The 21,569-nt window shown below is 58.6% G+C and carries 22 protein-coding genes; 10 read left to right on the top strand and 12 right to left on the bottom strand.

Translation table 11 applies throughout. The features are described 5' to 3' along the window. Window positions 1-22: 22 nt before the first annotated feature. The 7 genes from ACA049_RS04640 to ACA049_RS04670 form a co-directional block, all read right to left on the bottom strand. Window positions 23-1,273 carry a 2-aminoadipate transaminase gene (locus tag ACA049_RS04640; RefSeq protein WP_497333480.1) on the bottom strand — a complete coding sequence of 417 codons (1,251 nt, stop codon included), beginning with the start codon at window positions 1,271-1,273 and terminating at the stop codon, window positions 23-25. Between the two features lie 219 nt (window positions 1,274-1,492). Beyond that, entirely contained in the window at window positions 1,493-1,831 is a 339-nt protein-coding gene (locus ACA049_RS04645) for a HopJ type III effector protein (protein WP_497333482.1), read from the bottom strand. Further along, a complete protein-coding gene (locus tag ACA049_RS04650; protein ID WP_017336573.1) occupies window positions 1,824-2,120 on the bottom strand; it encodes a DUF1244 domain-containing protein in 297 nt (98 codons plus the stop codon). The genes ACA049_RS04645 and ACA049_RS04650 overlap by 8 nt, the downstream gene beginning before the upstream one ends. A gap of 68 nt (window positions 2,121-2,188) precedes the next feature. Beyond that, on the bottom strand, window positions 2,189-2,560 hold the full coding sequence (folX, locus tag ACA049_RS04655) for a dihydroneopterin triphosphate 2'-epimerase (protein WP_008026970.1): 372 nt from the start codon (window positions 2,558-2,560) through the stop codon (window positions 2,189-2,191). A gap of 2 nt (window positions 2,561-2,562) precedes the next feature. Continuing rightward, window positions 2,563-3,138, bottom strand: a complete 576-nt coding sequence (folE, locus tag ACA049_RS04660) for a GTP cyclohydrolase I FolE (RefSeq protein WP_497333484.1) — start codon at window positions 3,136-3,138, stop codon at window positions 2,563-2,565. A gap of 22 nt (window positions 3,139-3,160) precedes the next feature. After that, a complete protein-coding gene (gene folM, locus ACA049_RS04665; protein WP_497333486.1) occupies window positions 3,161-3,871 on the bottom strand; it encodes a dihydromonapterin reductase in 711 nt (236 codons plus the stop codon). A gap of 154 nt (window positions 3,872-4,025) precedes the next feature. After that, window positions 4,026-4,595, bottom strand: a complete 570-nt coding sequence (locus tag ACA049_RS04670) for an antibiotic biosynthesis monooxygenase (RefSeq protein WP_497333488.1) — start codon at window positions 4,593-4,595, stop codon at window positions 4,026-4,028. 210 nt (window positions 4,596-4,805) lie between these two features. On the opposite strand from ACA049_RS04670, the gene ACA049_RS04675 reads away from it, so the two are divergent. Then, window positions 4,806-5,765 carry a MerR family transcriptional regulator gene (locus tag ACA049_RS04675; RefSeq protein ID WP_497333490.1) on the top strand — a complete coding sequence of 320 codons (960 nt, stop codon included), beginning with the start codon at window positions 4,806-4,808 and terminating at the stop codon, window positions 5,763-5,765. A 1-nt stretch (window position 5,766) separates the two neighbouring features. Here ACA049_RS04675 and ACA049_RS04680 read toward each other — a convergent pair whose 3' ends face one another. Together ACA049_RS04680 and ACA049_RS04685 are read right to left on the bottom strand one after the other, a co-directional pair. Further along, window positions 5,767-6,372, bottom strand: a complete 606-nt coding sequence (locus tag ACA049_RS04680; protein WP_497333492.1) for a hypothetical protein — start codon at window positions 6,370-6,372, stop codon at window positions 5,767-5,769. A gap of 54 nt (window positions 6,373-6,426) precedes the next feature. Then, a complete protein-coding gene (locus ACA049_RS04685; protein WP_497333494.1) occupies window positions 6,427-6,903 on the bottom strand; it encodes a PAS domain-containing protein in 477 nt (158 codons plus the stop codon). Window positions 6,904-7,005: 102 nt separating this feature from the next. Here ACA049_RS04685 and ACA049_RS04690 point away from each other — a divergent pair, with 102 nt between their 5' ends. Then, entirely contained in the window at window positions 7,006-7,461 is a 456-nt protein-coding gene (locus ACA049_RS04690; protein WP_497333496.1) for a flavodoxin, read from the top strand. Here the strand turns inward: ACA049_RS04690 and ACA049_RS04695 are convergent. After that, window positions 7,442-8,338, bottom strand: coding sequence for a LysR family transcriptional regulator (locus ACA049_RS04695; RefSeq protein ID WP_497333498.1), 897 nt, complete (start codon window positions 8,336-8,338; stop codon window positions 7,442-7,444). The genes ACA049_RS04690 and ACA049_RS04695 overlap by 20 nt on opposite strands. A gap of 96 nt (window positions 8,339-8,434) precedes the next feature. On the opposite strand from ACA049_RS04695, the gene ACA049_RS04700 reads away from it, so the two are divergent. From ACA049_RS04700 to ACA049_RS04720, 5 genes are all read left to right on the top strand, one after another. After that, window positions 8,435-8,821 (top strand): CidA/LrgA family protein, encoded by a 387-nt coding sequence (locus tag ACA049_RS04700; RefSeq protein ID WP_497333500.1) that lies wholly within the window; start codon window positions 8,435-8,437, stop codon window positions 8,819-8,821. Next, window positions 8,811-9,497 (top strand): LrgB family protein, encoded by a 687-nt coding sequence (locus ACA049_RS04705; protein ID WP_497333502.1) that lies wholly within the window; start codon window positions 8,811-8,813, stop codon window positions 9,495-9,497. Before ACA049_RS04700 ends, ACA049_RS04705 begins: the two co-directional genes overlap by 11 nt. Before the next feature lie 132 nt (window positions 9,498-9,629). Next, on the top strand, window positions 9,630-10,412 hold the full coding sequence (locus ACA049_RS04710) for a class II aldolase/adducin family protein (protein WP_497333504.1): 783 nt from the start codon (window positions 9,630-9,632) through the stop codon (window positions 10,410-10,412). Continuing rightward, window positions 10,412-11,314: an alpha/beta fold hydrolase gene (locus tag ACA049_RS04715; RefSeq protein ID WP_497333506.1), complete on the top strand. Its 903-nt coding sequence runs from the start codon at window positions 10,412-10,414 to the stop codon at window positions 11,312-11,314. The genes ACA049_RS04710 and ACA049_RS04715 overlap by 1 nt, the downstream gene beginning before the upstream one ends. A gap of 109 nt (window positions 11,315-11,423) precedes the next feature. Further along, window positions 11,424-12,335, top strand: coding sequence for an SDR family oxidoreductase (locus ACA049_RS04720; protein ID WP_219095750.1), 912 nt, complete (start codon window positions 11,424-11,426; stop codon window positions 12,333-12,335). 41 nt (window positions 12,336-12,376) lie between these two features. On the opposite strand, the gene ACA049_RS04725 is transcribed toward ACA049_RS04720, so the two are convergent. Both ACA049_RS04725 and ACA049_RS04730 read right to left on the bottom strand, forming a co-directional pair. Beyond that, a complete protein-coding gene (locus tag ACA049_RS04725; protein WP_497333508.1) occupies window positions 12,377-12,640 on the bottom strand; it encodes a bacteriocin immunity protein in 264 nt (87 codons plus the stop codon). A gap of 1 nt (window position 12,641) precedes the next feature. Continuing rightward, window positions 12,642-14,888 carry a pyocin-S2/colicin E7-DNase domain-containing protein gene (locus ACA049_RS04730; RefSeq protein WP_497333510.1) on the bottom strand — a complete coding sequence of 749 codons (2,247 nt, stop codon included), beginning with the start codon at window positions 14,886-14,888 and terminating at the stop codon, window positions 12,642-12,644. 739 nt (window positions 14,889-15,627) lie between these two features. Here ACA049_RS04730 and ACA049_RS04735 point away from each other — a divergent pair. The 3 genes from ACA049_RS04735 (at window position 15,628) to ACA049_RS04745 (ending at window position 21,508) form a co-directional block, all read left to right on the top strand. After that, the gene (locus ACA049_RS04735) at window positions 15,628-17,421 is read left to right on the top strand and encodes a DUF1302 domain-containing protein (RefSeq protein ID WP_497333512.1); all 1,794 of its coding nucleotides are present in this window, start codon (window positions 15,628-15,630) and stop codon (window positions 17,419-17,421) included. A 23-nt stretch (window positions 17,422-17,444) separates the two neighbouring features. Then, a complete protein-coding gene (locus ACA049_RS04740) occupies window positions 17,445-18,812 on the top strand; it encodes a DUF1329 domain-containing protein (protein WP_497333514.1) in 1,368 nt (455 codons plus the stop codon). A 140-nt stretch (window positions 18,813-18,952) separates the two neighbouring features. After that, entirely contained in the window at window positions 18,953-21,508 is a 2,556-nt protein-coding gene (locus tag ACA049_RS04745) for a LuxR C-terminal-related transcriptional regulator (protein WP_497333516.1), read from the top strand. Window positions 21,509-21,569: the final 61 nt, after the last annotated feature.

The raw sequence follows: 21,569 nt of genomic DNA on the forward strand, positions 1-21,569 counted from the left end.
AGGGGCTGCAGGGACTTTATATTCAGATCAGTTTCTTCAGGCACGCCTCGAGAATATCCAGGCCTTCCTCCAGCACGGCAGCCTCGGTGGTCAACGGCGCCAGCAGCCGAATGATGTGGCGTGATTTGCCGCTGGGCATCAGCAGCAAGCCCGCGTCTCGCGCCAGGCTCAGGAGTTGCGTCAACTGCGCCGAGGCCGGCGAGCCGTCGGCGTTGATCAGCTCGATGCCGCGCATCGCGCCGACGCCGGTCAAGCGGCCCAGGTACGGCGACAGTTTGCTGGCGCGCCAGGATTCGTAGCGGCTGACAATCGCTTCTTCCTGTTGCGCACCCCAGGTGTGCAGGTTGGCATCCGTCATTTCGTCCAGGGTCGCCAACCCGGCGGCGCAGGCGATGGGGTTGCCAGAATAGGTGCCGCCGAGTCCACCCTTCGGCAACGTGTCGAGCAGCGATTTGCGCCCGACCACCGCGCCCAAAGGCACGCCGCCGGCGATACTTTTGCCCAGCAGGATCAGGTCCGGCTCAATGCCCAGCCGCGAAAACGCAAAACGCTGGCCGGTGCGGCCGAAGCCGGACTGGATTTCATCGGCAATCAGCAGAATGTTTTTTTCATCACAGAACCGTCGCAGCGTTTGAGCGAACTCGACGTCCATCGCCAGGAATCCCGCTTCACCTTGCACCGGTTCGACGATAAAGCAGGCCACATCTTCAACGTCGATCTCGACACTGAACAGTCGATCCATGGCCTTCAAGGCGTCGGCGCAGGTCACGCCGTTGTCCTTGCTCGGGTATGGCAAATGAAACACCGGCCCCGGCAGCACGCCGACTTTCTGTTTGTAGGGCGCGACTTTGCCATTGAGATTGAGCGTGGCCAGCGTGCGGCCGTGGAAGGCGCCGTCGAAAGCGATGACCGCTGTGCGACCGGTGGCGCCACGCACGATCTTCAAGGCGTTTTCCGCTGCTTCCGCGCCGCTGTTGGTGAGCATGCCGCTGACCGGGTAGTCCACTGGCATGAACGCGGTCAGACGATCCATCAGTTCGATGTAGGGCACATGCGGAGCGGCATTGAACGCGTAATGAGTCAGCCGGGTGGCTTGTTCGCGAATGGCCTCGACGATGCGGGGATGGCAATGGCCGAGGTTCAGCACGCCGATGCCGCCGACAAAGTCGATATAGCGTTTGCCGGCTGTGTCCCAGACCTCGGCGTTTTTGCCGTGGCTGAGCGTGACGGGATGAACGACGTTGATCGACTGGCTGATGGTTTCGCTGCTCATGGATGACCGACTCTGAAGAAGGGATGCTTCTTTTTATCTAAGCCGTGAGCAGTGGTGTGGGGCAAACGAAATAAAGTGGCCGGGTCAATCTTAAAAGTCGGGATGTGCGGTGGAAGATCAAAAGATCGCAGCCTCGTTTCACTCGACAGCTCCTACAGAGAAACACGATCCCTGTAGGAGCTGTCGAGTGAAACGAGGCTGCGATCTTTTGATTTTAAATCAGCGGCGAGTCAGCGGCTGCCGGGTGAATTTCACGCCCGCAAGGCCATGCGCAATCAACGCACGAATATTGCCGTGATCGCTGCCCTCAGGCGTCGCCACCACCGAGCGGTAATGCTCGCCAAACGCCAACAGCGCTTCTTCATCGCTCAGGCCTTCCAGCAGCGCCAGACCCAGGGTCTTGCACGAACCTTCGTTCTGCCCGGCGGCGTTTTCCACGCCACCGTTGTTGAACGCCTGAGGCTGGTAGTCGTAACCCGCGGCGATGAACGCCAGGGTGTCGGCGAAAGCGTGTTCGCCACTCTTGAGGCTGGCGCGCAGGGTATTCAAATCACTCATTGGGTTTTCCTTTGGCGAACGCCGCTTGTTGTTCGGCGCTGGCTTCTTGCTGGTATTGGGCTTTCCACTCGGCGTACGGCATGCCGTAGACCACTTCGCGGGCGTCATCGAGGCTGACCTCGATCTGGCGTTCATCGGCGGCGGCCTTGTACCACTTGGACAGGCAGTTGCGGCAGAAACCCGAGAGGTTCATCAGGTCGATGTTCTGCACATCCTTGCGGCTGTCCAGGTGGGCGACCAGCCGGCGAAAGGCGGCGGCTTCAAGTTCCAGGCGTTGTTGATCGTTCATGGCGGGCTCTGTGCTATCCAATCGTGGCGCGGATGATAAAAGTCTGACGGACAATGCGCCAGACGCGGTCAGCGGCTCGCGGCCAGCGTAATCGACACTGACTCGGCGAACCGCAAGGCGTGTGGCTTGTCGACTTCGACCTCGGCATACAGCACCGATTCGTTGGCCATGACCAGATCGAGGATTTCCTGGGTCAGGCGTTCGAGCAGGGCAAAGCGATTGCCCTCCACGTGGGCGATGATCGCCTTGGTGATGGTCCGGTAATTGAGCGCGTGATCGATGTCGTTGTCACGCACCGCTTCCTGAGCGGCATACAGGATGGTCAGGTTGATCAGCACATCCTGCTTGTTGAGGATTTCATCCTCGTTGATCCCGATGAAGGTCCGCAGGCACAGGTCCTTGACCCGGATGCGTGCCATTCCTGGTTGAAGTTGTGGCATTGCTACTTGCTCCGTCCAATCAATTGCAGGAACTCCTGGCGGGTGTTGCTCGACTCGCGGAAGGCGCCGAGCATCACCGAGGTGTTCATGGTCGAATTCTGTTTCTCGACGCCGCGCATCATCATGCACATGTGCTTGGCTTCGATGACCACCGCGACGCCCGCCGCGCCGGTCACTTGCTGCACGGCGTCGGCGATTTGCCGGGTGAGGTTTTCCTGGATCTGCAGGCGACGGGCGAACATGTCCACCAGTCGTGCAATCTTCGACAGGCCCAGCACCTTGCCCGTCGGAATATAAGCCACATGCGCCTTGCCGATGAAGGGCAGCATGTGATGTTCGCAGAGCGAGTACAGCTCGATGTTGTCGACGATGATCATTTCATCGTTGTCGGAAGCGAACAGTGCACCGTTGACGATCTCTTCGACACTTTGTTCGTAACCGTGACACAGGTACTGCATGGCCTTGGCCGCGCGGACCGGGGTGTCTTGCAGTCCTTCGCGGTCGGGGTTTTCACCGAGGCCGATGAGGATTTCGCGATAGCTCTGGGACAGTGAATTCTGGGGCAGGGATAACGTCATGGAACATCCTCGCGGGGGCCGCTTATTTGATGTGCCGTCCGCCGTTGACGGTCAGGGTCGTGCCGGTGACATAGGGGTTGTCGAGCAAATAACGCAGGCTCTGGTAGATCACTTCGCTGCCGGGTTCGATGCCCAGCGCGGATTTGGCCAGGGCCTTGGCGCGGTACGCGGCGTCGTCGTCGGGATTGAACATTAGCAGGGCTGGCGCGATGCCGTTGACCTTGATTGTCGGCGCGTATTTCGCGGCGAAGGACAGGGTGAGGCTGTCGAGCCCGGCTTTGCTGGCGCAGTAGCCGATGTGTTTGCTGCTGCCCTTGCGGGTCACGTCATCGCTGATGTGCACGATGTCGGCGGGGCTTGAGCGTTCGAGCAAGTCGGCACAGTGCAGGTTGATCAGGTAGGGCGCCAGCATGTGCACGCTGAACATGCGGGTGAAGGCCTCGGCGTCGGTGTCCGGTGTTTCGGCCAGCCATTCGGAAGCGTTATGGACAATGGCTCGCAGGCTGTCGGTGTGGTTTTTCAGTTCGGTGATGAACGCGAGGATGCCCGCTTCAGTGGAGAAGTCCGCACACACCGCGATGGCGCCCAGGTCGCGCAAAGTCTGCACGCCGGGTCGTTCGCTGCGGTAGCTGAAGATCACCGGATGGCCGTCCTCGAGCAAACGCTGCGCACAGTGCAGGCCGACACGCTGGCCGGCACCGGTGATGAGGATCGGAGCTATGGAGAAGGTCATGAACGGCTCGCGTCGCGGTGAGAGCAAAACTATACCAGCGCCGAGCCGTGAGATGGCTATTGTAGGAGCGAGGCTTGCCTGCGAAGAACGATAACTCGATCTGTCTGTTGAACCGAGTTGTCTTCTTCGCGGGCAAGCCTCGCTCCTACAAGGATCAGTGGTTCTGGGTGGAGGGCTCGGCGGGCAACGGACGCGCCGGTGTGCTGTTCAGCCAGCCGGCCAGCAGACGGGTCGACAATGGAATGAAGAAGTAGACCATCAACGGCGTCAGGCACAGGGTGCTGATGAGTACGCGCGGCAGCAGACTCATGTCGCCGAGCAACGGGCCCAATACAAAGTTGAACAGCAGGGACACCGGAAAGAACGCCAGCCAGATCGCCACGGCCTGTTTCCAGCGGGGTGGACGCTGTCCGACCGCGCCGAACCAGCCTTCGATGCCGCTCACACGGTGTTCCGTTTTATGCGCAAACAGATCGCTGCCACGTGCCAGCCAGGCGGTACGCGAAGCGGAATGCTCCCAGGCGTGCATGGTTTGCTCGTTGGCAAAGCGGAAAATAATCTGGAATTCGTTATCGCCGGGCGGCGGAGCGAGCACGCCTGAGCCGAGATAACCGGGAAAGTCGGTGGCCAGTTGTTCGCCTTCGCGCAACCAGACCATCAGGTCCTGATAACGCCCATCGGCAACACGGCGCGCAACCATCAGCGTGACGGGGGAGGTAGACATGGTGAATCTCCGTATAACAAACGCGTCGCTCCGGGTAGGAGTTTCGCCAGGCGCAGCGCCGGGGTGATGGGCTGCGTCTTGAGACAAGCAAGGATTATTCCTGATTCTGACGTATACACCAGCGACATTCGTCGTTTTTCAGCCTTGAACAGATATGGGGTAGAGGAGTTAGAATGGGATCCAATTTCGCACACGGACGTCAATTGCCTAATGCCTGTCCTGACTGAAGGTGCTCCAGCGTTGCAGCAAGTGACTGCGCTGGAACGAGAGGAGCTTTTTCCCATTCGTGAAGTGGCGCGTTTGACGGGTATCAACCCCGTCACCTTGCGGGCATGGGAACGACGTTATGGCCTGATTCAACCCACACGCACCGAAAGCGGGCATCGGTTGTACTCGATGGCCGATATCGAAAAGGTTCGCAGCATTCTCGGCTGGATCGATCGCGGCGTCGCAGTCAGCAAGGTCGGCAAGATACTGGCCAAGACCGAACCCCTCAAAGCCCTGGCGAAGATCATTCCCGAGGAACTCGTTCAGGCCGACTATGCCCAGTGGCAGCGGCAGGTTCAGTTGGCGGTGACGGGTTTTGACGAGGTGCAACTGGAGCAAGTCTATGGACAGATTTTTTCCAGTTATCCCCTGGCCGTGGTGTTCCAGGACATCCTGATGCCGATCTGGAAGCTGATGTTGCAGCGCCATGAAGCGTTCGGTCAGACCAGCGAATGGCTATTTCTGGATGGTTTTCTGCGATCTCGCGTGTTGCAACGCATGCTGCTGGTGCGCGTCATGCAACCGCGACGCGTAATTGTCTGCGCCTTGGCCGATCAGGCCCATGAACTTGAAGTGCTGGTCACGGCGCTGTATCTGAGCAGTGTCGATTCGGCCATTCAATTGCTGAGCATCGGTCAGCCCTTTGACGAGCTGACGCTGGTTTGCGAGCGGATCAAACCCACGGCGCTGGTGCTGGTGTCCAATCACGCGCCGGCTCCCGAATTGCCTCGACGGTTGAATCGACTGGCCCTGAGCCTGGACTGTCAGTTGTTGCTGGCCGGCGATGCCTCGGACCTGGCACAGGACAGCCTCGTCGGTACGTCGATCGGGTGTCTGGGGAATGAGGGGATGGTAATGCGCCAGCGTCTGAAACAGTTCCTGGCAGGCAACCTGGATACTTGAATCAGATGTGCAGGGCGGGATGCGTCAGACGATGTTGCTGAAGGATGTACTGACGCAGACGCTCGGTCTCGTCCTTGTCGCTCTGGCTCAATTCGTAAGCGTAGAAACCATGCTCGGTTTCACGCTCGAAAGTGCCGCGTAACGCAATCCGCTCATAGCCTGACGGGCTGAACCACAGCGCGAAGTGCTTGGGTGGTTTGGTCTTGTTGCGCACTTCCAGCAATACCCCTTTGAACGATATTTCATGCACCCACATCGTGCCAGGTTGGCCCTTGGCATTTTCCAGCGCCACCGGCTCTTCAAGTGTCAGGCGCCATGGTCGTACCATCGGCCCGTCTTCAAAAATACTCGGCACGCCCAAGCGCAAATGCAGCGCATGAAACTCGTCTTCCACCAGGTGCAGCGGAAAGGTCATTTGCTGGTTTTCGAAATTGGCCTGGATGGTGACTTGCTCATGTGCCGCCAGGCGCGTGAGCAAGTCACGGATCTGCGATCCACCGTTGACGAGCAGACTCGACGTCGCATCCCGCACATTGAGTTGCGGGTTGTGTTGCATGGTCTGGATAAAATCCAGCTCATCCTGTGTCAGGAGTGCGTCGCGTTGCATGGCTAACTCGAAAGAAAAAGTTACAAAGTCATCGGTGATTGTAGTTAATGACAATTAATTCGCAGTTTTGTTTTTGCCGTTCGTCGCTTTCAGCGCAGCCAGTTCCGCTTGCACCTCAGCCAATTGGGCTTCCAACTGCGCAACTCGCTGCTGTGCCTTGACCTGAACCGAGACATCTTTCTGCACGCCAACAAAATAAGTCTGTCCGTCACTCTCGTTTTTCACTGTGGAAAGGGACAGTTCATTCCAGAACGGCGTGCCGTCCTTGCGGTAGTTCCTCAGGATTTCCCGGCAGGAGCCGCCACTGCTCAACGACTCGCGAATCGTTGCGAGGGCCTCTTGATCGCGGTCGCCAGACTGCAGGAAACGGCAGTCCTGGTAGAGGATTTCTTCGCTGGTGTAACCCGTCAGACGCTCGAACGCCGGGTTTACGTAAATCAGAATGTTGTCCTGTTCGCCTTCCTTTTCGGCAATCACGATGCCGTCGTTGGAAGCGTTGATCACCATTTGCAGCAGTTGAGCGTTGATCATCGGAGAGTCCTTTCCGAGTGGGTTGAGGGCAGCATTCTAAAAGATCAAATTAGCCTGTGCTGTTAATATCTGTGTTTTTTACTCAGCTTCAGGATCAGTTTGATGAAAGTTGCCATCATTTCCGGCTCGGTGTACGGCACGGCTGAAGAAGTTGCCCGCCACGCCGCCACTCTTTTAAAAGATGCGGGTTTTGACACCTTGCACAACCCGCGCGCAACACTGGCCGATATCCAGGCCTTTGGCCCGCAAGCATTCCTGGCAGTGACGTCGACCACCGGCATGGGTGAGTTGCCGGACAACCTGCAACCGTTGTATTCGACCCTCCGCGATCAATTGCCCGCCGCGTGGCGTGGCCTGCCGGGTGCCGTCATTGGCTTGGGCGATGCAAGTTATGGCGACACGTTCTGCGGTGGCGGTGAGCAGATGCGTGAATTGTTCGGCGAACTGGGCTTGCGCGAAGTGCTGCCGATGCTGCGCCTGGACGCCAGCGAAAGTGTGACCCCGGAAACCGACGCCGAACCTTGGCTGGCCGAGTTGATTAGCGCGCTTCGGAGCTGACCGGGCGCTCGCGCAGCAGGGCGAGCCAGGCTTGTGCGGCTTTTGACAGGTACGCGCCTTGGCGCCAGATAAAGGCAATGTCCCAGCGCAAATAGCTCGGGGCATTCAAGGTCAGGCGTACCACCCCTGGGCGCACCAGCCCGCGCGCCACCACGCTGGGCAACAACACCACGCCCTGGCCGGCGGCCACCAGTGCCGCGAGAAAATCCGCCTGGCCACTGCGCCCGCCTTCCTTGGGCGTAAAGCCCAGCTGATGACAGGCTTGCAGCAAGCGGTCGTTGAGCACGAAGCTGCGTTGATACAGCAGAAACGGTGTGTCGGCCAGTTCCTCCAGTCCGATCACCGTCTTGGCTGCCAGCGGATGATCGGCCGGCAGCAGCGCATCCAGCGGCTCATCGCAGAACGGCTGAAAGGCGAACTGCGGATCCTTCGGCAACAGGCTGCCACCGAGTTCGAGTTCACCGCTCAATACCGCCTGCTCGATGTTCAGGCTGCCGCCCTCCAGCAACTGAATGCTGATATTCGGGTAGCGCCGCCGGTACTCGGCAAACAGCCCGGCGAACAGCGCATCACTGCCCAGCAGTGGCAGGCCCAGGCGCAATTCCCCGCGAGCCAGTTGGCTCAAGTCGTCCAGTTCGCTGAGTAATTCGTTGCGCAGCCGCAGCATGCCTTCGGCCCGCTGCAGCACCACGCTGCCGGCGGCGGTCAGGCGCAGTTGCGAACCCAGGCGTTCGAGCAGCGGGGTGCCCAGGCTCTGTTCCAATTGAGCGACTTGTTTGCTCACCGCTGATTGGCTGATGTGCAGCGTTTTGGCCGCTTGAGTGAAACCACCTTGATGCATCACTTCGACGAAGCTGCGTAGCTGTTTGAATTCCATGTGCCGGATTCCAGATTGGAATAGTGCCGAGTCTAACAATTCGTTTCGGGGATAACAGCTCGCTCCGTAAAATGAGCGCCTGTGAGGACCGAAACCATGAATGCATCCACCTTGAAACGCCTGGCTCGATTAACTGCTGAACTGGCCGTGTTGCTCGGCATCTACCTGCTCGGCTGTGAGATCGCTGCATGGTTTGCCTGGCCGATCCCGGGCGGTGTCATCGGTATGGCGCTGTTGCTGCTGGCGTTCGCCGTTGGCGCGATCAAGCCGGCGGCGTTGCAAATGGGGGCCGGCCTGTTGATGGCTGAGATGCTGCTGTTTTTTATTCCGGCGCTGATGAGCCTGCTCGATTACGGCGGCCTGATGCGCGACGACGGCTGGCGGATTCTGCTGGTGATTGGCGTCAGCACGCTGATGGTGATGCTGGTCACCGCGTTTACCGTGGAATGTGTGGTGCGGTTGAGGAGGCCCCATGAAGCTTGAGCTGATGCCGATGTTCTGGCTGGCCTTCACGCTCTCGGCCTATTTATTCAGTCGCTGGATCTACCGGCGCACCGGGCGTTATCTGCTGTCGCCGCTGATTCTGGTTCCGGTTTTGCTGCTGGCCCTCGCTGTGCCACTGCACACCGCCTATTCGGAATATTCAAGCAACACCCATTGGCTGATGTTGGTGCTGGGGCCCGTGACCGTGGCGTTCGCGGTGCCGATCTGGCAACAGCGGCAAATGCTGATACGGCATTGGTCGGCGTTGTTGCTCGGAATGCTGGCGGGCAGCGCGGCGTCCATCGGCACCTCGTTCGGTCTGGCCAAGGCACTGGCGCTGGACAGTTCGGTGACGATGTCGCTGGTGCCCCGTTCCATCACCACGCCGTTTGCCATGCCACTGGCTCATGACCTGGGTGGCGTGCCGGAACTGACGGCGGTGTTCGTGATGTTCACCGGAGTGTTTGGGGCAATGCTCGGCGGCATTCTGTTGAAGTGGCTGCCGTTGCGCAGTGCCCTCGCGCGCGGTGCATTATTTGGCGTTGGCGCGCACGGTGCCGGCGTCAGTCGAGCCCATGAAGTGGGCGGTGAAGAAGGCTCGGTCGCAGGGCTTGTCATGGTGCTGACAGGGCTTTTGAACCTGTTTGCCGCTCCCTTGTTGGCGGCGGTCCTTTGACATGGATCCACGCTTTCCACTGAACTGACTCGTTAGGCCATCAAGCTGGCTGCCAATGCAACTACACGAAATCCGGGGGCTGACTAGACTGCTGTAACGACAGTAAAACAATAAGAACAGGAGGTCCTTGCCGTGAAAGTTGCTCCCGTCCAATCCCCCCACAGTGTCAAAGACCAGGTCAGTGCCGCCGAGTGGCAGACCCGCGTCGACCTGGCTGCCTGTTATCGTCTGGTTGCCTCGCATGGCTGGGATGATCTGATCTTCACGCACATTTCCGCCAAGGTGCCGGGCACCGAAGACTTCTTGATCAATCCGTTCGGGTTGATGTTTCACGAGATCACCGCGTCGAGCCTGGTCAAGGTCGATCAGGCCGGCAACAAGCTGATGAGCAGCCCTTACGAGATCAACCCGGCGGGTTACACCATTCACAGCGCCGTGCATGAAGTGCGTCACGATGTGGTCTGCGTGCTGCACACCCACACGGCTGCGGGTGTGGCGGTGTCGGCGCAAAAACAGGGCATTCTGCCAATCAGTCAGCAGTCATTGTTTGTTCTGTCCAGCCTGGCTTACCACGCTTACGAAGGCGTTGCCCTGAACCACGAAGAGAAGGCGCGCCTGCAAGCCGACCTGGGTGACAACAATTTCCTGATGCTGCACAACCACGGCTTGCTGACCTGCGGCAACACCATCGCCGACACGTTCCTGATGATGTTCACCTTCCAGCGCGCGTGCGATATCCAGGTGCTGGCGCAGAACGGTGGTGCCGAGTTGATTGCCATCGAACCGCAGATTCTGGCGGGCGCCAAGGCGATGATCGCCGGCGTGACCAAAAGTGCTCAAGGGATGGGCGGCGCGTTGGCCTGGCCGGCGTTGCTGCGCAAACTCGATCAACAAGACCCGGGTTATAAACTCTAATGGCGCTCGCGGAGATCCCCCTGTGTGTCTGGCGCAAACGCAGCCAGACGTTTGTATTTCGTGGCCAGACCATCCGTTACTGGACGGCGGGGCAGGGTGAGCCTCTGCTGCTCATCCATGGCTTCCCGACCGCCAGTTGGGACTGGCATTACCTGTGGCAACCGCTGACGCAGCGCTATCGGGTGATCGCCTGCGACATGCTCGGCTTCGGCGATTCAGCCAAACCGGTCGATCACGAATACAGCCTGTTGGAGCAGGCCGATCTGCAACAGGCCTTGCTCGCGCACCTGAGCGTCGAGCAGCCGGTGCATGTGTTGGCCCACGATTATGGCGACAGCGTGGCTCAGGAATTGTTGGCCCGGCATTACGAAACCCGCATCAATATCGCCAGTTGTGTGTTCCTCAACGGCGGCCTGTTTCCTGAAACCCATCGCCCGGTGTTGATGCAAAAGCTGCTGCTCAGCCCCTTGGGCTGGATGATCGGGCGAGCCTTTTCCCGCGACGGTCTGGTGAAAAGTTTCCGGCAGATATTCGGGCCTCAGACTCGGCCCAGCGAAAGCGAGATGGATGATTTCTGGGGCCTGATCGATAGCAACCATGGCCCGCGGATCATGCATAAGCTCATCGCTTATATTCCTGAGCGGCGTGTCCAGCGCGACCGTTGGGTCAACGCCATGCAGCGCGGTGAAGTCCCGTTGCGGGTCATCGATGGAGAAGTCGATCCGATTTCCGGCGCGCACATGGTCAAGCGCTATCGGGAACTGATCCCTGATCCGGACACGGTCTTGCTGCCTGATATTGGCCATTACCCCCAGACCGAAGCGCCGGCGCAGGTGCTCAAACATTACCAGGAGTTTCGTGATCGGCTGGTTTCACCGTCGCGCAGGGTAGCCTGTTCCTGACTATCCCCCAGCCTTATCGGGCACCATTCAGCCCTACCCGTGTTCATTGTGACCAGCAGCCTGGTGCCTGACACTCGGACTTATTGTCCCTGGTCTGCTGGAGTTCCCCATGAATGAGTCTGTGCGCTTCGAAGATAAAGTCGTGATCGTCACGGGTGCAGGCGGCGGCCTGGGCCGGGCGCACGCGCTGCTGTTCGCCAAACAAGGCGCCAAAGTATTGGTCAACGACCTCGGCGGCTCGGCTCAAGGCGAAGGCGCCAACGCGTCGGCGGCAGACCGCGTGGTGGCGGAAATTCGCGAGGCCGGCGGCATTGCCGAAGCCAACCACGACTCCGTCACCGACGGCGACAAAATCGTCCAGCACGCCCTCGACGCTTTCGGTCGCATCGACGTTGTGGTCAACAACGCCGGGATCCTGCGCGACAAGACCTTCCACAAAATGGACGACGCCGACTGGGACCTGGTTTATCGCGTCCACGTCGAAGGCGCCTACAAAGTCACCCGCGCCGCCTGGCCGCACATGCGCGAGCAAAACTATGGCCGCGTGATCTTCACCGCTTCGACCTCGGGCATCTACGGCAACTTCGGCCAGTCCAACTACGGCATGGCCAAACTCGGCCTTTACGGCCTGACCCGCACACTCGCCATCGAAGGCCGCAAGAACAACATCCTGGTCAACGCCATCGCGCCCACCGGCGGCACTCGCATGACCGAAGGCCTGATCCCGCCGCAAGTGTTCGAGCAACTCAAACCGGAACTGGTCAGCCCGTTGGTGGTGTACCTGGCCAGCGAGAATTGTCAGGAAACTTCCGGATTGTTTGAAGTCGGCGGCGGCTGGATGGGCAAGGTGCGCTGGGAACGCAGCCTGGGCGCCGGGTTTGATCCGCGTGTGGGGTTCTCGCCGGAGGATGTGGCGGCGCATTGGCAGCAGATTTGTGATTTCGAAGGGGCGGCGCATCCGAAGGACAATATTGAGGCGCTGAAGGAAATGATGGGGAATTTGCAGAAGTATTCGATTTAAAAGTGTAAGGGGAGCAAGCATGAATGCTGGCTCCCTTATGTTTATTCTTCGGGTTTGAAGCCTGGTTTTCCGTTGGCGGCTCGCCATTGCTTGATTGCTTTTAGTACACCGGCAGGGCTGTCTTCAACGCCCGGTTCGGGATAATACAAAATACCTGTTCCGTTTGGGTGTTCTGAAGTACTTACGATGTGGTCGACAATTGCATCGTGCTCTTTCTCCGATGAGTAGTCGCCTTCAATCAATCGGTTTATCAGGCTTATATATTCGGATTCTGTGTATTCTTCGAATTTTTTTTGAAAGGTCATCTTATTTATCTCCTTTTTTGGAGTGGGTTTTGATGTGTTGTTTTGGTGTTAATACTCGAAGATTATCTAGATCGTAGACCGAGCCACCTTCGCTGATTGGTATGATGTGATGAATTTCAAACTTTTGCCGTCCACCCACTTGCTCTGATGGCAGAGCGCTTGGAGAAAGCCCTCTTCTGATATCAACCTTATTGAATAAGGAGAATTGGTCCATCAGAAACTCGTCATTCGCCACCTTCCTCCAAAACTCTCTCCGAAAAGCATCGAAACTCGAAAACTCCCTCCCACGGAGTTTATCCGCAATCTGCTTGGGTATCGGCGCGCCTTCCAGTGTCGCGGACGCACCCAACCAATTTCCTGAAACCGACTGACCGGCACCGCTGGCGATACCGGGATCCTGCCGGCGATCCCTAAGCAGCGTGAAGATTGGAGGAAGGCCGGAGTCGATTGGAAAGACGGTGATGAAGCCGCCAAATCCATAACGATCAAACTCCGGATATGGATCGACTCGTCCGGTGTTGGGAGTGACAGTGGCACCTTCATAGATCGGCAGATCTGTTTCGGTCAGCGGAAAATCAGTCGAAGGATTTAATGGGTCTACTAATGGCGTCCAAGTGATGACAGGACCGTTGGCGACTGTGCCGCCGGAAACATAAACATTCTTGCGAGTATCGAAGTGGGCAAGATTCACCGGCACACGGGTGGGTATTGTTACGCCGTCAGTGGTAACGACGATGATCTCTACCTTGTTACCTATCGTCTTTGAGCCAAGTGTCACCGGCAGATCGACCGCTCCCCCGACGGCTGCCTGTTCGTACAGATTGGCGGTTGGGACCGGAGCGAGTTCTGACAGCGGAACACTGACAGAATAAAGATCACCGTTACCCAGCCTGGATGGCACCACCAGGGCGGCGAACCCGACAAGAGCTGGCGCAGCCAATGTCGCGAGAGATTCGATGGCAGCAGTTACCGCAGTGCGAAGCGCAGTCCTTAGCGCCAGTGACATCGCAGGACTATTGCCGATGGCTCCGGTCGTGCCGGCAAACGCTGGTCCGTAAGCTGCCGTCGAACCGGCATTGGCAAACGTCGGGTTTTGCCACCGAGCCTCTGTTTCCTCTCGCCATTGCGCTTGGAGGCGGGATTGATCAGCGTGGCGCTGGGCCTCAGCCTGCGCCGCCAGACGAGCCTGTTTCCGTCTGTGTTTTTGTGTTTTTTTCTGCGCCAGTAACAGCTTCTTCTGGCGAACTTGCTCTGCTAGCCGCAGCGCTTCTGCCTGTGCTTCCAATCGAGCTTGTTGCCGTTTATGTTCTTGTTCCTCCGACTGTGCTTTCTTCTGGTGTTCGAGGCGTAGCCTCTCGGCCTCGGCCCTTTCTGCGAGAAGGGTTTGCTGGCGGGCAAAATCTTGCGCCTTAATCTCTGCTGCATGCTTTTCAGCGCGTAGTTGCTCGGCTTGCCGTTTACTCTCTGCTTGTGCTTCGAGAAGCGCCCGTTCTGCAGCGACCTGCTGCGCGGCCGCTTGCGCCGCAACCCGAGCTTGTTCCTCCGCCACTCGCCGCGCGTTTTCCAATGCTGCAAGTCGCGCTTGTTCTCGCGCACGGGCCGCAGCTTCCTCGTTTCTGCGGACCAACTCAGCTGCTGCCCTTTGTGCTTCTTCATTGGCCTGAACTACCCTCAGGAAGTTCTGCACATCTGCGGTTCGTTGGTTGAGCGACTGGATTGTTTGAGACAACAGTCTGGCGTCGTGTCCCGCCCTCAAGGATTGAGCCCAGGCTTGCATGGCAATGCCATTTGGCCCCGGTCGCGGTTCCATCTTCGTGGCTTTTATCATGAATTCGTTGATATGCCGGTTAAATGGATCACCCCCAAAAAACGTATTGGCAGTCGCTGTTTTACTTTGCAGCTCCACGGCTTTTCGTTGTGTCAGTGTGTTGAGTACGCCGAGTTCCCGAATGATCGACTGCGAAGGTGGAAGTGGATCGGTGGGGCCTTCAGTTCTGACCGATGCCAGTTCGGCTTCGATGGCCTGTGGCAATTGCCCGGACTTGTTCTGATATTCCTGTTCCAGCGCTTTGGTTTCGCGTTGGACTGTGAGCAGATTTTGATTAAAAGCACTCAGGCCGTGGCCGATCGGCCCGGCTCTATTGTCATTTGATGTGAGAGGCGCTGGCGTCATGTGATCTGGAGCAACGCCTATCGTATGAATGGGCGTGCGAATATCAAGAGAGCCTGGTCTCGGTGGCTTTTGCATATTCATATCCTTTTGAATGTGCATAGGGATTGAGAGAAATAGCGTGTTGGCGGTGATCTTTTAAATAATTACATTTCCGCTACTTCTTCCTGCCATTAAAAGTTACAACGCAAATTGAATGTGTGGGTCCGAGATAGGCGTCAGTCTTTACATATAAAGCAGTGAGAAATTTCGATGGAACGGGGATAAAGGCAGGATATTCTTTCGCGTAAAACGATATTTCTTAGGCTGCTACAGGAAACACTCTGTAGGAACGTCGCCCATAAAAAAGGCCGCTGCAAACGCAGCGGCCAAAGTAAGACGTTGGATCAAGGAGCTACAAATCAACGTCAGTGAACACGGGGCGATCAATCGATAAAGCGTCGATTCATCTGGATTCTGTCGCCAATGGCGTGGGCTGATCACATGCCATCGCTTCGCGCTTTCTGGCGGTTTACCGTGAAAGCCCGGCAAGAATAAGCCGTTGAGCCGAAAGGAAAAACAGCGATTCGCGACATGCTCTGTTGCAGCATGAGTAACAGTCCGCCCCGCCAGGTCCCCTGTAGCCGCTCTGTGGCATCCGTTCACCATGCATCTGGCTGATAACCCCCCATCCAGCCCATCCATGCCCGGCGCAAACCCCCGTCCCGTCAGGCCATTCATCCTTTAGAGGTACACCACGAATACCTCCTTGGTGCGCTTATCGCTCCCAACCTGCGGCAGTAGGGTGGGGCCTTCTGTCACTCACCGGGGAAGACGCATGACAAAAACAACAATGCGCGCCATCTTCACGCCGCAAGCGCTGGCCGCTGCGGTTGCCTTGGGCTGCTGTGCCCAGGCGCAAGCGGTTGCATTCAACATCGGCGAAATCGAGGGGACCTTCGACTCCTCGCTGTCCGTCGGCGCGAGTTGGGGCATGCGCGATGCCGATAGAGCGTTGGTGGGTACGGTCAACGGCGGGACCGGTCAGTCTTCGACCGGTGATGACGGCCGGCTGAACTTCAAGAAGGGCGAAACGTTCTCCAAGATCTTCAAGGGCCTGCACGACCTCGAATTGAAATACGGCGACACCGGCGTGTTCGTCCGTGGCAAGTACTGGTACGACTTCGAGCTCAAGGACGAAGATCGCGAGTTCAAGCCGATCAGCGACAGTGGTCGCAAGGAAGGCGCCAAGTCGTCCGGTGCGCAGATTCTCGATGCCTTCGTTTATCACAACTATTCCATCGCCGACTTGCCAGGCACCGTGCGCGCCGGCAAGCAGGTGGTCAGCTGGGGTGAAAGTACTTTCATTGGCAACTCGATCAACAGCATCAACCCGATCGACGTGTCGGCGTTCCGTCGTCCGGGCGCCGAGATCAAGGAAGGGCTGATTCCGGTGAACATGCTGTTCGCCTCCCAGGGCCTGACCGATCAGCTCTCGGTGGAAGGGTTCTATCAACTGGAGTGGGACCAGACGGTCGTCGACAACTGCGGCACCTTCTTCGGCAACGACGTGGTGGCGGATGGTTGCAACAACAACTACACCGTCGGCAGTCCCGCGATTGCCCCGTTGGCGCCTTTGGCGGCTGCCTTCGGTCAACCGATCCAGGTGACCCGCGAGGGCGTGGTCGTTCCCCGTGGCGGCGATCGCGATGCGCGGGATTCCGGGCAGTGGGGTACGGCGTTGCGCTGGCTCGGTGACGACACCGAGTACGGCCTGTATTTCATGAATTACCACAGCCGCACACCGACGGTCGGCACCACCACCGCCGGCCTGTCGACGCTGGCCAGCCTGCCGGGCATGGTAAGTGTGGCCAACCGACTGGCGCCGGGCAGCGGTGCAGGCCTGGCCCAAAGCGTGATGCTCGGACGCGGTCAGTATTACCTCGAATACCCGGAAGACATTCGTCTCTACGGCGCGAGTTTCTCCACCACCTTGCCTACCGGCACCGCGTGGAGCGGCGAGATCAGCTATCGCCCAAATGCTCCGGTACAGGTCAGCACCAACGACCTGACCCTGGCCATGGTCAACCCGATTGCCGGTGGCGCCGCATCGCCGATTGCCACCACGCCTGGCGCTGACAACAAAGGCTACCGCCGCAAGGAAATCACCCAGATCCAGAGCACCCTCACGCAGTTCTTCGATCAAGTGTGGGGCGCCCAGCGTTTGACCCTGGTCGGCGAGGCGGCGGTGGTTCATGTCGGTGGCTTGGAGTCGCGCAGCGATCTGCGTTACGGCCGCGACTCGGTCTACGGCCAGTACGGTTTCGGCGGCGACACCGACGGTTTCGTCACTTCGACCTCCTGGGGCTACCGCGCCCGGGCGATCCTCGATTACGCCAACGTGATCGGCGGGATCAACCTCAAACCCAACCTGTCCTGGTCCCATGACGTCGCTGGTTACGGTCCCAACGGGCTGTTCAACGAAGGCGCCAAGGCGGTCAGCGTCGGCGTCGATGCCGACTACCGCAACACCTATACCGCGAGCCTCAGTTACACCGACTTTTTTGGCGGTGACTACAACACCCTGGAAGACCGCGACTTCCTGGCACTGAGCTTCGGCGTGAACTTCTGATCTGGCTGAGAAGGATGAATTTGATGCGCAATATGATTCTGCAATGCGGCGTCCTGGCCCTGAGCCTGCTGGCGGCCAACGTGATGGCGGCGGTGTCGCCTGACGAAGCGAACAAACTCGGCACCAGCCTCACGCCGCTCGGCGCCGAGAAGGCCGGTAACGCGGATGGTTCGATTCCTGCGTGGACCGGTGGCATCCCGAAAAACGCCGGCGCGGTGGACAGCAAAGGCTTCCTGGCTGACCCGTTCGCCAGCGAAAAACCGCTGTTCGTGATCACCCCGGCCAACGTCGACAAGTACAAGGACAAGCTCTCGGAAGGCCAGGTGGCGATGTTCAAGCGCTACCCGGAAACCTACAAGATCCCGGTCTACCCGACTCACCGCACCGTGGCTGTGCCACCGGAAATCTACGAATCGGCCAAACGCAGCGCGCTCAACGTGAACAGCATCAACGAGGGTAACGGCCTGGCGAATTTCACCGGCAACCGCTACTACGCGTTCCCGATTCCGAAGAACGGCGTGGAGGTGTTGTGGAACCACATCACCCGTTATCACGGTGGCAACCTGCGCCGCATCATCACCCAGGTGACGCCGCAGACCAACGGCAGCTACACGCCGATCCGCTTCGAAGAAGAGATCGCCGTCCCGCAATTGATGAAGGACCTGGACCCGGAAAAAGCCGCCAACGTGCTGACCTTTTTCAAGCAGTCGGTCACGGCGCCAGCGCGTCTGGCGGGTAACGTGCTGCTGGTGCACGAAACCCTCGATCAGGTGAAAGAACCGCGCCTGGCGTGGATCTACAACGCCGGCCAACGCCGTGTGCGTCGCGCGCCGCAAGTGGCCTACGACGGGCCGGGCACCGCCGCCGATGGCTTGCGCACGTCCGATAACTTCGACATGTTTTCCGGCGCGCCGGATCGCTACGACTGGAAACTGGTCGGCAAGAAGGAAATGTACATCCCCTACAACAGCTACAAACTCGACTCGCCGAGCCTCAAATACGACGACATCGTCAAGGCCGGCCACATCAACCAGGACCTGACCCGCTATGAACTGCACCGCGTCTGGGAAGTGATCGGCACGGTCAAGCCGAGCGAGCGGCACATCTACGCCAAGCGCCACATGTACATCGACGAAGACAGCTGGCAGGTAGCGCTGGCGGATCACTACGACGGTCGCGGTCAGCTGTGGCGAGTGGCCGAGGGGCACGCCCAGTACTACTACGATCACCAGACCCAGGCATACACCCTGGAAGCGCTCTACGACATCATTGCCGGTCGCTACATTGCGCTGGGGATGAAGAACGAGGAGAAGCACAGTTTTGAATTCGGCTTCGAAGCCAAGGCGGCGGACTACACGCCATCGGCGCTGCGTGCCGAGGGTGTTCGGTAAGGGTTTTGATACATCGACAGTACAAAAGGCGACCGCTTGGTCGCCTTTTTTATGGGTGTCAATCAGCGTCCTGAATACTTCTAAACAAGCGGGTTGGAGAGGGCTAGGGTTGCCGGACAATTATAAATAGGCACGCCGCAATGACCGCCATGACCCCGTGTCTTGACCGTTCTGGATTCCTGCCCCGTCTGTCCTCTCATCACCTGTCGCGTGATCGATTGACCGAGCCCTTGCTGGCTTCCACGTCGCGGGTGAAATTACTCTGCGCACCGGCCGGCAGCGGCAAGACCGCGCTGCTCGCCGACTGCCTGTTGCAAGCGCCGCCACATTGCCGGGTGGGCTGGTTGCCGTTGTCTGGGGTGGCGATGAGCGCGGCGGATTTTCGTCAGCGTGTGGCAGATGCACTGGGGTTGGCTTCGTCGGAAGAGTCGGCGATGCTCGGCGCGCTGGCTCGATTGCAGGCGCCGACCTGGTTGTTTCTTGATGACTACTGTCGCGTTCCGAACCCGGAACTCGATCACCTGCTGGATCGCATGCTGGCCGTCAGCAGCCCGATGCTGACCTGGTGGCTGGGCGCCCGTCGTCGCCCGCAATGCAACTGGCCGCGCTTGCTGCTCGATGACGAATTGTACGAATGTGAGCGCGCCACGCTGGCCTTCAATCAAGTTGAAATCGCCTCGCTGTTGCATCACCTGACACCGGCCGATGCCAGCACCGCCGCCAGCAAGATTATCCAGCGCAGCGGAGGTTGGTGTGCCGGAGTACGCGTTGCGCTGCTGCAAAAATGCGACTGGTCGCGCAACGATCCGCATCACAACCGACCGGACACGTTGCTCGATTACCTCGAACACGAACTGTTCACCAGCCTGACCCCGGAGTTGACGGAAGCCTGGCGGGTGCTCGCGCATTTGCCACGCTTCAATGCACGGCTGTGCGATCACCTGTTTGGCGCGGGGGAGGGCGCGCAATGCCTGAAGACGTTGCAGGACCTGGGTTGCTTTATCGAACCCTGGCAGGACTCGGTCGACTGGCTGCAGATCTTCCCTCCCCTCACGCAATTGATGCGCGATGAACAATGGCCGGCCGGGCGTTCCTGGCATCGCCGCGCCTGCCAGTGGTTCGCCGCCGAACTGGACTGGAAAGCTGCGTTCGAGCAGGCCTTGCTGGCCGAAGAATTCGAGGTCGCGGTCAGCCTGTTGCAGCATTTCAGTTTCGAGCATTTGTTCGAGGAGCAGACGGTGGTGCTGTTGTTGCGGTTGTACGAGCAACAAGGCGAAGCACTCATGTTCGGTTCGCCGCAACTGGTCGGGTTGATCACGGCGGCGTCGCTGTTTGCCGGGCGATTTGAACAGGCCGGGGATTGCATCGAGCAGTTATCACGATTCACCCCGCAGCCGTCGGCGATTCTGCAACGGCAACTGATCGCGCGGTGGCAGGCGCAGCAGGGTTGGCTGTTGCATCTGCAGGGGCGCACAGAGGGCTCACGCGCGCATTTTCTCGATGCGCTGAATGACCTCGGCCCCGAGCTCTGGACTGTGCGCGTGATGTGCTTGTCGGGGTTGACTCAACAGGCCTTGCTGCGGGGCGAGCTGGATGTCGCTCAGGCGATGAATCGTGAAGCTTTATGCCTGGCGCGTGCACAAGGCTCGCTGGTTTTCGAAGGCCTGCTGGAGCTCGATCATGCGCAATTGCTGGAGCAGCGTGGTGCTCTCCAACGTGCCGAACACTTGCTCGCCAATGTTCACCTCATGTTTACCAGGCAGCAGCGCAATGCCGAACCTTTGCTCGGACGCTTGGCGTTGCAGCGTGGCCGTTTGAATCTGTCTCAGGGGCGGGATGCGCAGGCGGCCGAGTTGTTTGAAAGTGGCTTGCGGATTTGCCTGCGCAACCACGACAAGCGGGTTTTGTATGGCTTTCTTGGCCTGGCGCAACTGGCGGCCAATCAGCGTGATTATGACCTGGCGTTTGCTCATCTACGCGACGCTGAGCGGCTGATGCAGCAGCGACAGAGTCCTGACACCGTTTACCGCGGCGTGCTGTTGCAAATCAGCAGTCATTTCTGGTTGCAGCAAGGCCGTCCCGAACTGGCCTGCGAAGCACTCACTCGAGTGCTGCGTCACTATCGTGGTCCGCATGCGCGGCAAGCACCTCCCGCCACATTGATGTTGATTGCACGGATCGAATATTTACTGGTGCTGGCGCAAGTTTATCTACACCAGGTCGACGACCCGATGAGCCCATTTGAACAAATGCTTGAGCAGTCCCAGAGGGCCGCCATGCCGACACTGGAGGTTGAACTGCTGTTCGCAAGCTCTGAAGGAGCCTGGTTGAAGGGGGATATGGCTGGCGCCAGGGAGTTCTTGCGCAACGGCTTGAACCTCGCCGAGCGCTGTGGGCTGCGCCAGGCACTTGGTGAATTACAACTGCGTCAGCCGGGGTTACTGTCGTCGCTGGGTATTGCCGAAAGTTTCACTGAAAACAGCACAGTGGTCAGTGAAATTAATCCACTCAGTCAGCGTGAGTCTGAAGTACTGAAGTTAATTGCCATGGGTAATTCCAATCAACAGATTGCAGAGCAGTTGTTTATCTCGTTACATACGGTTAAAACTCATGCTCGACGTATTCATGGAAAGTTAGGTGTCGAACGCAGAACTCAGGCCGTTGCAAAGGCCAAGCGACTGGGTTTGCTGGATTAAAGTCGGGTGTTGGTTTGTTACGGCGCTTTTGCTTTTTTATTGCGATTAAACGTGTGTTGGA

Source organism: Pseudomonas sp. LBUM1662 (genome assembly GCF_059695915.1).

Bases quoted from the DNA above. Each gene is read 5' to 3' on its own strand.
- ACA049_RS04640 (WP_497333480.1), bottom strand. From the start codon at position 1,273: ATGAGCAGCGAAACCATCAGCCAGTCGATCAACGTCGTTCATCCCGTC.
- ACA049_RS04645 (WP_497333482.1), bottom strand. From the start codon at position 1,831: ATGAGTGATTTGAATACCCTGCGCGCCAGCCTCAAGAGTGGCGAACAC.
- ACA049_RS04650 (WP_017336573.1), bottom strand. From the start codon at position 2,120: ATGAACGATCAACAACGCCTGGAACTTGAAGCCGCCGCCTTTCGCCGG.
- folX (WP_008026970.1), bottom strand. From the start codon at position 2,560: ATGCCACAACTTCAACCAGGAATGGCACGCATCCGGGTCAAGGACCTG.
- folE (WP_497333484.1), bottom strand. From the start codon at position 3,138: ATGACGTTATCCCTGCCCCAGAATTCACTGTCCCAGAGCTATCGCGAA.
- folM (WP_497333486.1), bottom strand. From the start codon at position 3,871: ATGACCTTCTCCATAGCTCCGATCCTCATCACCGGTGCCGGCCAGCGT.
- ACA049_RS04670 (WP_497333488.1), bottom strand. From the start codon at position 4,595: ATGTCTACCTCCCCCGTCACGCTGATGGTTGCGCGCCGTGTTGCCGAT.
- ACA049_RS04675 (WP_497333490.1), top strand. From the start codon at position 4,806: ATGCCTGTCCTGACTGAAGGTGCTCCAGCGTTGCAGCAAGTGACTGCG.
- ACA049_RS04680 (WP_497333492.1), bottom strand. From the start codon at position 6,372: ATGCAACGCGACGCACTCCTGACACAGGATGAGCTGGATTTTATCCAG.
- ACA049_RS04685 (WP_497333494.1), bottom strand. From the start codon at position 6,903: ATGATCAACGCTCAACTGCTGCAAATGGTGATCAACGCTTCCAACGAC.
- ACA049_RS04690 (WP_497333496.1), top strand. From the start codon at position 7,006: ATGAAAGTTGCCATCATTTCCGGCTCGGTGTACGGCACGGCTGAAGAA.
- ACA049_RS04695 (WP_497333498.1), bottom strand. From the start codon at position 8,338: ATGGAATTCAAACAGCTACGCAGCTTCGTCGAAGTGATGCATCAAGGT.
- ACA049_RS04700 (WP_497333500.1), top strand. From the start codon at position 8,435: ATGAATGCATCCACCTTGAAACGCCTGGCTCGATTAACTGCTGAACTG.
- ACA049_RS04705 (WP_497333502.1), top strand. From the start codon at position 8,811: ATGAAGCTTGAGCTGATGCCGATGTTCTGGCTGGCCTTCACGCTCTCG.
- ACA049_RS04715 (WP_497333506.1), top strand. From the start codon at position 10,412: ATGGCGCTCGCGGAGATCCCCCTGTGTGTCTGGCGCAAACGCAGCCAG.
- ACA049_RS04720 (WP_219095750.1), top strand. From the start codon at position 11,424: ATGAATGAGTCTGTGCGCTTCGAAGATAAAGTCGTGATCGTCACGGGT.
- ACA049_RS04725 (WP_497333508.1), bottom strand. From the start codon at position 12,640: ATGACCTTTCAAAAAAAATTCGAAGAATACACAGAATCCGAATATATA.
- ACA049_RS04730 (WP_497333510.1), bottom strand. From the start codon at position 14,888: ATGCAAAAGCCACCGAGACCAGGCTCTCTTGATATTCGCACGCCCATT.
- ACA049_RS04735 (WP_497333512.1), top strand. From the start codon at position 15,628: ATGACAAAAACAACAATGCGCGCCATCTTCACGCCGCAAGCGCTGGCC.
- ACA049_RS04740 (WP_497333514.1), top strand. From the start codon at position 17,445: ATGCGCAATATGATTCTGCAATGCGGCGTCCTGGCCCTGAGCCTGCTG.
- ACA049_RS04745 (WP_497333516.1), top strand. From the start codon at position 18,953: ATGACCGCCATGACCCCGTGTCTTGACCGTTCTGGATTCCTGCCCCGT.